The sequence below is a fragment of the Amycolatopsis sp. NPDC006131 genome (genome assembly GCF_040614175.1).
Classification (GTDB): Bacteria; Actinomycetota; Actinomycetes; order Mycobacteriales; family Pseudonocardiaceae; genus Amycolatopsis_E; species Amycolatopsis_E tucumanensis.
The window spans coordinates 1-11,610 of the sequence record NZ_JBEXTX010000040.1 but is presented as its reverse complement, the minus strand read 5'-3'; the positions used below and the strand labels follow the sequence as shown (position 1 = coordinate 11,610).

Annotated in this window: 10 protein-coding genes and 1 pseudogene; 4 read left to right on the top strand and 7 right to left on the bottom strand. The window is 72.2% G+C overall.

Annotation, left to right across the window (positions count from 1 at the left end):
• Positions 1–454: 454 nt before the first annotated feature.
• Positions 455–2,659 carry a serine/threonine-protein kinase gene (locus ABZ215_RS21245; RefSeq protein ID WP_354950976.1) on the bottom strand — a complete coding sequence of 735 codons (2,205 nt, stop codon included), beginning with the start codon at positions 2,657–2,659 and terminating at the stop codon, positions 455–457.
• Positions 2,660–2,833: 174 nt separating this feature from the next.
• Between ABZ215_RS21245 and ABZ215_RS21240 the strand changes: the two genes are divergently transcribed.
• Together ABZ215_RS21240 and ABZ215_RS21235 are read left to right on the top strand one after the other, a co-directional pair.
• On the top strand, positions 2,834–3,955 hold the full coding sequence (locus ABZ215_RS21240; protein ID WP_354950974.1) for a PHB depolymerase family esterase: 1,122 nt from the start codon (positions 2,834–2,836) through the stop codon (positions 3,953–3,955).
• A 23-nt stretch (positions 3,956–3,978) separates the two neighbouring features.
• Positions 3,979–4,773 (top strand): IclR family transcriptional regulator, encoded by a 795-nt coding sequence (locus ABZ215_RS21235; protein ID WP_020419829.1) that lies wholly within the window; start codon positions 3,979–3,981, stop codon positions 4,771–4,773.
• On the opposite strand, the gene ABZ215_RS21230 is transcribed toward ABZ215_RS21235, so the two are convergent.
• The 5 genes from ABZ215_RS21230 to ABZ215_RS21210 are packed head-to-tail and all read right to left on the bottom strand — an operon-like array spanning position 4,739 to position 10,153.
• Positions 4,739–5,725, bottom strand: coding sequence for a glycerate kinase (locus ABZ215_RS21230; RefSeq protein WP_354950972.1), 987 nt, complete (start codon positions 5,723–5,725; stop codon positions 4,739–4,741). The two genes, ABZ215_RS21235 and ABZ215_RS21230, sit on opposite strands and share 35 nt — an antisense overlap.
• The gene (locus tag ABZ215_RS21225; RefSeq protein ID WP_354950970.1) at positions 5,722–6,660 is read right to left on the bottom strand and encodes a D-glycerate dehydrogenase; all 939 of its coding nucleotides are present in this window, start codon (positions 6,658–6,660) and stop codon (positions 5,722–5,724) included. Before ABZ215_RS21225 ends, ABZ215_RS21230 begins: the two co-directional genes overlap by 4 nt.
• On the bottom strand, positions 6,657–7,577 hold the full coding sequence (locus ABZ215_RS21220) for a hydroxymethylglutaryl-CoA lyase (protein ID WP_354950968.1): 921 nt from the start codon (positions 7,575–7,577) through the stop codon (positions 6,657–6,659). The genes ABZ215_RS21225 and ABZ215_RS21220 overlap by 4 nt, the downstream gene beginning before the upstream one ends.
• The gene (locus tag ABZ215_RS21215; protein WP_020419833.1) at positions 7,570–8,775 is read right to left on the bottom strand and encodes a CoA transferase; all 1,206 of its coding nucleotides are present in this window, start codon (positions 8,773–8,775) and stop codon (positions 7,570–7,572) included. Before ABZ215_RS21215 ends, ABZ215_RS21220 begins: the two co-directional genes overlap by 8 nt.
• 16 nt (positions 8,776–8,791) lie before the next feature.
• The gene (locus ABZ215_RS21210) at positions 8,792–10,153 is read right to left on the bottom strand and encodes an SLC13 family permease (RefSeq protein ID WP_354950966.1); all 1,362 of its coding nucleotides are present in this window, start codon (positions 10,151–10,153) and stop codon (positions 8,792–8,794) included.
• Positions 10,154–10,307: 154 nt separating this feature from the next.
• Between ABZ215_RS21210 and ABZ215_RS21205 the strand changes: the two genes are divergently transcribed.
• Together ABZ215_RS21205 and ABZ215_RS21200 are read left to right on the top strand one after the other, a co-directional pair.
• Positions 10,308–10,787 (top strand): DUF2975 domain-containing protein, encoded by a 480-nt coding sequence (locus ABZ215_RS21205; protein ID WP_020419835.1) that lies wholly within the window; start codon positions 10,308–10,310, stop codon positions 10,785–10,787.
• Positions 10,788–11,033 (top strand): helix-turn-helix transcriptional regulator, encoded by a 246-nt coding sequence (locus ABZ215_RS21200; protein WP_354711180.1) that lies wholly within the window; start codon positions 10,788–10,790, stop codon positions 11,031–11,033.
• Here ABZ215_RS21200 and ABZ215_RS21195 read toward each other — a convergent pair.
• Positions 10,995–11,610: pseudogene (locus tag ABZ215_RS21195) on the bottom strand (iron-sulfur cluster-binding domain-containing protein); the annotation flags it as partial. The gene ABZ215_RS21200 and the pseudogene ABZ215_RS21195 sit on opposite strands and share 39 nt — an antisense overlap.

The following is an 11,610-nucleotide window of genomic DNA, read 5'->3' as shown; positions in this document are numbered from 1 at the left end:
GACGTCGTGGATGAGGATGGCGGCGCGGTAGAGGGTGGCGAGTTCGTCGTGGCGGGTGGCGATGCCGCGCCATTGTTCGAGCTGGTTCCGGCTGCGTTCGATGACGTTGCGTCCGCAGAAGTCCTGAGCGCTTGGTGGTCCAGCCGCCGCGCGAGGCGGCCGATGGCGCGGTCAGCCGGCTCGATTCGGGGTTTCGTGTGGTTCGAACCAGCCCCTGTGTGGTGGGTGATGGTCGTGGCGTGCTGATGGGCCGGCGCATCCGAAACGGACGCCTGGCCTCCCCGTCCGCACCGGCAACACGTTCTCGCTCAACGCCCACTGCTCATCCGAAAGCGCCTCGAGCCGCGACACGACCAGCGGCATTCCGACCACCAAAGCACCGACCGCGATCTCTGTCAGACACGGCCCAGGGCCGGCGAAGGGCCGAACCGGTGGGCGGCGGTGCTCACCGGTTTCAGTGGGGCTTCGTCAGGTCGCCGGGGGTGAAGGTCTTCACCGTGCGGCTCACGGCGGCGTCGAGGGACTCCTTGCTCGCCCGGGGGTAGTCCCAGCGCAGGGTCGCCCTCGAGCCGGGGCCCACGAAACCGCGTTCGTAGAAGATGTGGCCGTCGCCGGCGTAGCCGGAGAGCGTGTAGAGCTCGCCCTCGACTCGTTGCACCGTCACGCGGCCGCCCTCGGACTCCGCGGTCCGCACCGCCTCGGCCAGGGCGTCCGCTGTGGACAGTCCGGTGGTGTTGTTGGCTCCCCAGACCCGCATCGTCGCGCCGCCGCGCGTGAACTCGACGCCGTCACCCGAGGCGCGCTGCTGGTAGCCCTCCGGAATCCGCACGCTGAAGCCGAACCGGGCGTCCCGGTAGACGTCCGGGGCCGGCGCCGCGGAGGTGGACGACGCGCCCGGCGCGGTCCGGTCCAGCATCGCCAGCAGCTCCGGCCGCAGCAGGTCACCGGCCTCCCCGTAGGGCACGGTGATCGTCTCCATCCCGCTGGCGGTCGCGCAGCCCAGGTCCTCGTACTGGACCAGGAAATCGACCCCGGTGTCGGTGAAGGACACGTCGGCGGCCGGCACGTGGTCGCCGCCCGCCGGGGATTCCGCCAGGTCGATCGACGCGAGCGGGCCCTCGCCGTCGATGCCGGTCAGGTGGCAGAAACCCCGGTCCGAGTGCGCGACCAGTGCTTCGGTCAGCGCGGCCATGCCATCGGCCGTGAGGATGTCGGCGCGGAAGACGTCCCTCGGGCCCAGCACCTGCCCGGTCGTCAGGTTCACGGTGACGCTCTCCGGGAACCGCCAGCTCGAATGGGAAAAGTACTCCGACTCCAGGTCGTGGTCGTAGCGCACCGACAGCAACGCCTGCGTCCGCATGGTGATCGCGGCGACGGTGCGCATCCCGATGGTTTCGCCGCGGCGCCGCACCTCGGCCAGGGTGTCCGGATCGGCCAGCGTCCGCCGCATCGACTCCAGCCGCTCGTCCACCGGCGCCTTCAACGCCGCGTTCAGGCGCTGCTCGGCGCCGGAGTCCGCGTGCCCGGACACCACCGGGTACTGCAGGTCGTAGGTGACCGGCAACGCCGGATCGCTGCCCGTCGTGCTCGTCAGCTCGACACTCAGCACCGCCTGCCGCGGCGGCTCGTCGTCGAACTGCTGGTACACCAGGAGACCGCCGACCGCCAGCAACGCGGTCACCAGCACACCCACCACGGCCTTGCCGATCGTCGCGGCCGCGATCCCCGCCCCGGCGGGCGCACTGGCGACCGCGGCCGGTGCCGCGGCCGACCCGGCGGTGACCAGCAACGCCAACGGGGTCAACGCCGTCAGGGCCGCGATCGGCGCCGCGAGCCGCTTCCAGCCGCGCTCCTCCCAGTCCGGGCCGTAGGCGGCCCGCGCGGTGGCTTCGAGCTCGGCGACGAACGCGTCCGCGGTCACCGGACGGTGCCCGGGGTCCTTGGCCATGCCGCGCGCGATGAGCGCCCGCAGCGGCTCGGGCACGGTGGCGAGGGGCACCGGCGCGGACTGGTGCAGGGCCCGCAACCGCTCCGACGTGTCGGCCTCGAACGGCTTGTGCCCGGTGATGCACTGGAAGAACACGCAGGTGGCGGCGTAGACGTCGGTGGCGGGCATCCCCGGCAGGCCCGCCCACTGCTCCGGCGCCATGTAGGAGGGCGACCCGGCGGCGAGCCCGGCCTGCCCGTCCAGCGTGGCCAGGCCGAAGTCGACGAGCTTGGACTCCCCGGCCTGCGACACCAGCACGTTGCCCGGCTTGTAGTCGCGGTGCACGACGCCGACGGCGTGCGCGGCCGCGAGCCCGAGCAGCGAGCCCTTCAGGATCGCCAGCGCCGACTCCGGCGCCAGGAGCTTCTCGGCGTTGAGCAGCACCCGCAGCGACACCCCGGGCACTGCCTCCATGACCAGCGCCGCGCCCTCGGGGCGTTCGACGAACTCGTGCAGCCGCGCCACGTGCGGGCTGCGCACACCGTGCAACAGGTGGGCCTCACGGCGGAACCCGTCGAGGATCCCCGGGTCGCTCAGGAATTCGGAGTGCAGGTACTTGATCGCGACGAGCTGCCCGGAGGCCTCGTGCTTGGCCAGGACGACCTGGCCGAAACCGCCGGCGCCGAGCACCTCCACCTCGCTGTAGCCGGGCACCCGCCACCGCTGGTCCATGATCCGGTATCAGAGCACGAACGGCCCGGTCGCGCCACCGAAACCGCGGTATTCGCGATGGTGACCGCCACCATGATCGTCCTCGCGATTGTGTTGCCCGGCAACGCGGTCAGCGCGATGACCGGTTCTTACCATCAGCGGCACCGGTTCCGGCCTCGACGTGGAGGTGTCCCGATGTTCCGACGTGCCGTCCTGCTCGCGATCGTACTGGCCCTGATGGGCTTCTCCCCACCGGCGCAGGCCGCGAGCCTGCAGGAGGTGACCGGCTTCGGCTCCAACCCGGGCAACCTGCGCATGTTCCGCTACGCCCCGGACGGCCTGCCCGCCGGCCGCCCGGTCGTGGTGGCGCTGCACGGCTGCACCCAGAACGCCACCGGCTACGCCTCCGGCACCGGCTGGATGAAGCTGGCCGACCAGTGGCGCGTCGCGGTGGTGTTCCCGCAGCAGAGCTCCGCCAACAACGCCAACAGCTGCTTCAACTGGTTCGAGCCCGCCGACACCCGCCGCGGCTCGGGTGAGGCGCTGTCGGTCAAGCAGATGGTCGACCGCACCAAAGCCGATCTCGGCTCGTCGTCGGCGTACGTCACCGGGCTGTCCGCGGGTGGCGCGATGAGCGCGGTCATGCTCGCCGCCTACCCGGACGTGTTCGCAGGCGGCGGGATCGTCGCCGGGCTGCCCTACGGCTGCGCGACCACCACCGTCACCGCCTTCAGCTGCATGAACCCGGGCACCGACCTGACCCCCGCCCAGTGGGGCGACAAGGTGCGCGCCGCCGCCGACCACACCGGCGCCCACCCGCTGGTGTCGATCTGGCACGGCACCGCGGACACGACCGTCGCCCCGCGCAACGCCACCGAGCTGGTCGAGCAGTGGACCAACGTGGCGGGCACCGACCAGACGCCGGACGTGACCGACACCGTCGCCGGCCAGCGGCACCGGGTCTACGGCGGCAAGGTCGAGTACTACGAGATCAGCGGAATGGGGCACGGCCAGCCCGTCGACCCGGGCACCGGGACCACGCAGTGCGGCGCCGCCGGCGCGTACCTGCTCGACGTGAACATCTGCGCGGCCTACTACATGGGCCGCTTCTGGGGCATCGCCGACGACAGCTCCGGCCCGGGCACGCCGACGTACAGCGACACCGCCGTGGGCACCGCCACCGACCACTACGTGGCCGGGCGGGTGGACGTCACCGAGTACAACGCGCTCGGCGCGCGCTACGGCTACACCGCGCCCATCACGCTGTACCTGTGCGGCGCGAACTGGACCGACAAGCCGGATTGCGCGCCGATCTGAGGCCCGTGCCGTACCTTTTCGGTATGAGCACCGCGGACGAGCGCAGGGCGGACGGTGAGGGCGGTCAGCGTCCGCTGCTCGTGCTGGGCAAGATCGTCGACATCCTGGACGCATTCACGCTGCACCAGCCGTCGCTCACGCTGCGGGAGCTGCAGCACAAGACGGGGCTGCCGCAGTCGACGGTCCAGCGGCTGGTGACGAACCTGGTGGCGCACGGTTTCCTCGACCGCGCCGGGGACGGGTTCCGGCTCGGGGTGCGGATGGCGTACTGGGGCGCGGCGGCGGGCAAGGACCTCGACGTGCTGTCGGTGGTGAACCCGGTGCTGAAGGACCTGCGGGACGCCACCGGTGAGACGGCGTGCTTCTTCCGTGCCGAGGGGCGCCACCGGGTGTGCATCGCGGTCGCCGAGACGCGGCACGCGCTGCGGCGGGAGATGTCGGTCGGCAAGATCGCGCCGATCACGGTCGGCTCGTCCGGGCGCGTGCTGCTCGCCTGGTCGCCCGGCCTGGCCGACGAGGTGCTGCGGGAGGACCTGCCGCAGCTGACCGAGAGCACGGTGACCGACCGGGACGAGCTGCGGCGCCTGATCAAGCAGACCGCGGCCGACGGGTACGCCATCACGGTCGGCGAGCGCGTCGACGGCGCCTCGGGCCTGGCGGCCCCGGTGTTCGACTCGGCGGCGGACCTGGTGGGCGCGGTGATGGTGAGCGGCCCGACCATGCGCATGCCGTACGAGAAGTGCCTCGAGTGGGTCGACGTGCTGGTCGAGCACGCCGAACGGATCACGCGCGCCCTGGGCGGCCGCTACCCGGCCTGAGCCGCCCGGCGATCACCCGCCCCGCGGCGCGCATCTTCTCCGGGGTGCTCGCCACCAGCACGCCGGTGAACTCGTCGCGGATCGTTTCGGCGCCGGGGCCCAGGGAGCCGACCACCGCGAAGCGGTTCACGCCGGGGCTGCGGGCGAGCACCGCGGACACGATCTTGCCCTGCGTGCTCTGCCCGTCCAGCCGCCCCTCCCCCACCACGACCGCCTGCGCGGACGCCACCTGCGCGTCGAAGTTCAGCGCGTCGAGCACGTATCCGGCGCCCGGCACGAGTGACGCGCCGAACGCCCACATCGCGCCCGCGAAACCACCGGCGGCGCCCGTTCCCGGCACGTCCCACGGGTCCCGCGGCAGGGCCGACGCCACCGCGCGCAACCGGGACGTCAGCACCTCGACCTGCGCGGGGTCCGCGCCCTTCTGCGGGCCGAACACCCGCGCGGCGTCGCGGTAGGGCGTCGTCACGTCGGTCAGCACCGTGACCGGCACCGGAAGCCCGCCGGCCGCGCGAAGGGCCCGCAGCGCGCCCGCGCCGCCGTCGCTGGTGGCCGACCCGCCCGCCGCGACGACGACCTCCCGCGCACCGGCGCGCGCCGCGGCGACCATCAGCATCCCGACGCCGTAGGTCGACGCGGTGACGGGGTCCCGCACCCCGTCGTGCGGGGTCGTGATTCCGCACACCGACGCCAGCTCCACGAAGGCGGCGCCGTCGCGGCTGAGCGCGATCGAGCCGGGACACTCGGCGCCCCAGGGGTTGCGGGACGCGGCAGCACGCGCGGACAGACCCAGCGGTCCACTGAGGACGTCCACGGTGCCCTCGCCGCCGTCGGCCACCGGCAGGGGCACCGCCTCGGCACCGGCCGACCCGAGGCCGGCCGCGATCGCCGACGCCACTTCTCCCGCGCTGTAGGTGCCCTTGAAACTGTCCGGCGCGACCACCACCCTCACGCGGCGGCCTCCGGGTTCACGACCCGCACCGCCGCACCCGAAGCAAGCGCGATCGCGTTCCGGGCGCATGACTCCGCCATCTTCGCCCGCACCGACCGCGTCGCGCTGCCCACGTGCGGCAGCAGCGTCGTGTTCGGCAGGTCGGCCAGGCCGGGCGCCAGCCGGGGCTCGTCCTCGTAGACGTCCAGCCCGGCGCCCGCGATCTCCCCGCTCTGCAACGCCTCCACCAGCGCACGCTCGTCCACCACGGGGCCGCGCGCGGTGTTGATCAGGATCGCCGAGCGCTTCATCCGCCGCAGCACGGAAGCGTCCACCAGGTGCCGGGTCTCCGCGGTCAGCGGCACGTGCAGCGACAGGAAATCCGACCGCTCGACCAGTTCGTCCCAGCCCACCCGCTCGACACCCGGCTCGTCGACGGGCCGCCGGCTGGTGCAGCGCACCGTCATCCCGAACGCGAGCGCCCGCCGCGCCACCGCGCGCGCGATGCGGCCGAACCCGGCCAGCCCCAGCGACGCGCCGCTGACGTCCCCGCCCAGCAGCAGCGACGGCTCCCACCCGGTGAACCGCCCGGCGCGCACGAACGCATCGGCCTCCACGCACCGCCGCGCGGTCGCCAGGATCAGCAGCATGGCCACGTCGGCGGTCGCGTCGGTGAGCACGCTGGGCGTGTTGCACACCCGGATGCCGCGCCGGGTCGCGGCGGCCACGTCGATGTTGTCGTAGCCGACCGCGTAGTTGGAGATGCCGCGCAACCGGGCCCCCGCCAGCACGTCGGCGTCGAAAACGTCGGTCAGCTGCGCGACGACCACGTCGTACTCCCCCGACGCGCACACCTCGCCCAGGTCCGGTGACCGTTCCGGCACCACCACCGTGCCGGCCTCGCGCAGCAGCGTCATCCCGGGTTCCGGCAGCGGCGTGGTGACGAAGAACCTCACCGGCAGCTCACCTCTTCGCCGAGCGCCCACGGGAAGGCCGTCGCGCTGGTGCGGGCGCCCTGCGCCGCGCGCGACCGGTTGGGTTCGCCGAGCTCGTCCAGCAGCGCACCGGACAACCGCACGATCCGCGCGAAGGACGACGGCGTGAGCCACGACGGCCGCAGCGCGAACAGCAGGTCCTCGGTGGACGCGTTGCCGCTGGCGCCGGGGGCGAACGGGCACCCGCCGAGTCCGCCGAGCGCACCATCCACTTCGGACGCTCCGGCCGCGATGGCGGCCAGGGTGTTCGCCACCCCCAGGCCCCACGTGTCGTGCCCGTGGTAGACGATGCGGCGCGGCGGCGTCTCGGCGGCCACCCGCGCGACCAGGCTGGTCACCTGCGCGGGCACGGCCTGGCCGAGGGTGTCGCACAGCACGATGTCCCCGGCGCCCTCGGCGCGCGGGTCACGCGCGATCGCCAGCACCCGCTCCTCCGGCACCACTCCCTCGAAGGGGCAGGTGAACGAGGTGGCGATGCACAGCTGGACACGGCCACCCGACGCCGCAGCCACCGCCCGCGGCATCGCCGCCAGACTGTCCTCTGTGGAGCGCCCGATGTTGGCGCGGTTGTGCGCGTCCGAGGCGGACAAGCAGTACTGGAAGTTGACCGCCCCGGCCTCCGCCGCGCGCTCGACGTGCCGGGGCGTGGCGACCCACACCCAGCAGCGCGCCAGCTCGTCCGGGTCCAGCGCGCGGATCACGTCGAGCGTGTCGGCCAGCGGCGGCACCAGGTCCGGCCGCGCCATCGAGCCGATCTCGACGCTCGGCACCCCGGCGGCCAGGAGTTCCCGGACCACCGCGACCTTGCGCGCCGTGGGCAGCGGTTTCCCGGTGAGCTGCAGGCCGTCCCGCAACGTCACGTCCCGCAGGTCAGTCATTTCCGGCGTCCTTCCGGCCGAGCAGGTTCAGGATTTCGTCGGTGTGCTCGCCGAGCCGCGGTCCGGGGGTGCGCAGGGGCAGCGACTCGGTGCCGATCACCGGGACCACCCCGGGGAACCCGATCGGCACCTCCTCTCCGGTGCCCGGGTCGACCGGCAGCGGCTGGATCATCGCCCGCGCCCGGTACTGCTCGTCGGCGCAGATGTCGGCCGCCGTGTAGATCGGCCCGGCTGGCACCCCGGCCTCGTCGAGAATCTTCAGCACCTCGTCGCGGTCCAGGCCACGCGTCCACTCGCCGATCGCCTCGTCCAGTTCGTCACGTCGCGCCCAGCGGCCCGCGTTGTCCGCCAGCCCGGGGTCGTCGGCCAGGTCCGGGCGGCCGATCGCGAGCATGTACCGGCGGAAGATCGAGTCGCCGTTGCCCGCGATCACCACGCTCGCGCCGTCGCCGCACTCGTAGGCGTTGCTGGGCGCGATGCCCTCCATCCGCCCGCCCACGCGCCGCCGCTCGACGCCGTAGGCGAGGTGGTCCGGCACCAGCGACTCCATCATCGAGAACACGGCCTCGTGCAACGCCACGTCGACCACCCGTTCCCGCAGCGGCCGCCGCCGGGGCACCACGGCCCGCTCGTACAGCTCGACCATCACGCCGAACGCGGCGTACAGCCCGGCGATCGAGTCCCCGATGGACACGCCGACCCGGGACGGCGGCCGGTCGGCCTCACCCACCAGGTTGCGCATCCCGCCCATCGCCTCGGCCACCGCGGCGAACCCGGGCCGGTCGGCCAGCGGGCCGGTCTGCCCGAACGCCGAGATCCGCGCGAGCACCACGTCCGGGTTGGCGCGTTCCAGCTCCGCCGGCCCCAGCCCCCACTTCTCCAGCGTGCCGGGCCGGAAGTTCTCGATCACCACGTCGCAGCGCCGGACGAGGTCGAGCACGATGTCCCGTCCCTCGCCGGTGCGCAGGTCGACCGCGATGGACTTCTTGTTGCGGTTGACGGTGTGGAACAGCATGGACACCGTGCCCGCGTAGAGCCGCCAGTTGCGCAGCTCGTCCCCGCGGCCGGGGCGCTCGACCTTGATCACCTCGGCGCCCAGGTCGGCGAGCAGCCGCGCGGCGGTGGGCCCGGCGATGTAGTTGCCGAGCTCCAGCACGCGGACGCCGCGCAGCGGCAGGTGTGCGTGTTCGGTGTCCATCTGTTCCTTCCCGTTCTCAGAGGACGAGGTTGAGCGCGAGGATCGGGCCGAGCGCCACCACGGAGGCGACCGAGACGCCCACCGAGACGGTCTTCAGCGCGCCACGCGTGGTCTGGCCGAGCAGCGACTGCAGCAGCCAGAAGGTGTTGCTGGTCAGGTGGACCATGAACAGCGATCCGGCGCCCGCGGACAACGCGATCAGCACCGGGTCCAGGCCCAGTGACGGCGCGATCGGGGCGAGCAGGCCCGCCGAGGTGATCGCGGAGATCGTCACCGACCCGACCGCGATGTGCAGCACCGCGGCCATCAGCCACACCAGCAGCAGCGGCGCCCAGGTGTTGGCGGAGAAGTACTTGCCGAGGATGTCGCCGAGCCCGGCCGCGGCCAGCACCGCCGCGAGGCACCCGCCGACGGCGTTGAGCAGCAGGATCTGCCCGCTGTCCCGCAGGCCGGAGCCGAGCGCCGATTCCACCGCGGGCTGCCCCATGTACCGCCGGCCGATCAGGCAGGTGCCGACCAGGCCGAGCAGCAGGGCGACCACCGGGCTGGACAGGAACGCCACCACCGGGTTGGACCACTCCAGCATCTCGGCCACCGCGCCCGTCGCGATCAGCACCAGCGCGCCCAGCAGCGGGCTGAACACCACCGGCAGGGCGGGCGGCTTGCGCAGGTCGGCCGCGGCCACGGTGCCCGGACCGCCCTGCGGCCGCGCTTCCGGGGCGACGATCTCGTCGGCCATCTCGTCCTTGGCCGGGTCCCACCAGCCGCGGGCGAACAGCACCGACATGATCGCGATCGCGATGGTCACCGTCGGGATGACCACGACGAGCCCGAAGAGCAGGTACTTGCCCAGCGGCACATGCAGCAGCCCGGCCAGTGCCAGCGCACCGACGCCGGGCACGGTGAACACGATGCCGCACTCCAGCGCGATCGCCAGCGCCGTCGCCATCCGCGCGACGCCGCGTGGCCCGAGCCGCTTGCCGATCCCCCTGGCCAGCGGCCCGGAGATCACCAGCAGCACGTCCAGGAAGATCGACTGCAGCACGGTGGCGATGGTGAGCGCCATCGCGTAGGGGATCCGGCGTTCGCCGAACACCTTGAGCAGCTTGTCCACCAGGCGTTCGATGGCCCGCAGATCACGCAGGATCGCGCCGATGAGCACGCCGAACGCGATGAGCAGGCCGATCTCGGCCATCACGTCGCCGAAGCCGGTGGTGATCTCCTCGACCGTCTTGCTCACGCCGAGACCGGTGGACAGCCCCAGGTAGCAGGAGCCGAGCACCAGCGCGATCACCGGGTTGAGCCGGAAGCGGACGATCAACACCACGATGGCCGCGACCGTGACCCCGGTGTTGATCAGTATTGCGGTGTCTGACATGCGGTTGTCCTGTCGCTCGTGCCTCGTTGCACTGTCGCCACATTATGAGCACAGACCCACAATGTGAGTCAACAGTGGATGCCGATCATGCGCGACAGACGCGAAACGACAGGAATGCATTGATTTTCGATAGATACCGCGCGATACTCGGCGCATGCTCGCCGAACGCTGGGTCGTCCCCCTCCTCCGGATCTTCCTCGTCGCGTTGTTCGGGATCCTGGTGCTGTTCCAGGTGATGTCCCTGCCGGGGCAGTTCGCACACATGGCACGGGAAGACCCCGAAATGGCCTACCTCAGGTGGCCGGCCACCGCGATCACCGTGTTCTGGGTGCTGTGCGTCCAGGTCGTGATCGTCGCGATGTGGCAGCTGCTCACCATGGTCCGCAAGGACCGCATCTTCAGCGAAGCCTCGATGCGCTGGGTGAACGTGATCGTCGGGGCGATCGCCGCCGGGTGGGCCGTGCTCGTCGCGGTGTTCCTCTACGTCGGCGTCAACGCCGACGACCCCGGCCTCCCGCTCGTGCTGTTCCTGCTGGTGGTCGGGGTCGCCGTGGTGGGCCTGCTGATGGTCGTGATGCGCGCCCTGCTGCGCCAGGCCACCACGTTGCGCACCGACATGGAAGCGGTGATCTGAGTGCCGATCGTCGTGCGCATCGACGTCCAGCTCGCCAAGCGCAAGATGAGCGTCGGGGAGTTCGCCGAGCGTGTCGGGATCACCCCGGCCAACGTCGCGGTGCTGAAGAACGGCCGGGCGAAGGCGGTGCGCTTCTCCACACTGGAGGCGATGTGCCGGGTGCTCGGCTGCCAGCCCGGCGACCTGCTGGAATGGGTGCCCGACGACTCAGAGGTCGAGGACCAGGCGGGCGCCCTTCGCCCGTGACACGCAGATCATCATCACGTCACCGGCCGCGCGCTCGTCGTCGTCGAGGACCGAGTCGCGGTGGTCGATCTCGCCGTCCAGCACGGTCGTCTCGCAGGCCCGCAGATCCCCTCGGTGCACGAGGAGATCACCCGCACTCCGGCGTTCTCCACCGCTTCCAGGATCGACAGCTCCGCGGGCACGGTGACCGCCATCCCGCTCGCGCGCAGCTCGACCTCGAACTCGCGGGCCTCGCCGCCGTGCTCGACCGCGGTGAACCGTTCGACGTGCAGCGAACCGGGCGGCCAGGCCTGGCACCGGGTCTCGACCGCATCGATCAGCCCGGCCGGACCGCAGCAGTAGACCACTGTGGACTTCCGTGGCGGGGCGAGGATCGCGTCCAGGTCGAGCATCCCCGCCTCGTCCTCGGGCGTCACCACGACGCGCGAGCCGTAGGACTCCAGGTCCTTGACGAACGCCATCGAGGTCCGGCTGCGGCCCCCGTAGTGCAGGGTCCACTCGGCCATGCCCGCGGAGACGGCGGCGCCCACCGCGAGCCCGGTGAGGAACCGCGCGACCGCCAGCACGAGCACCGAAC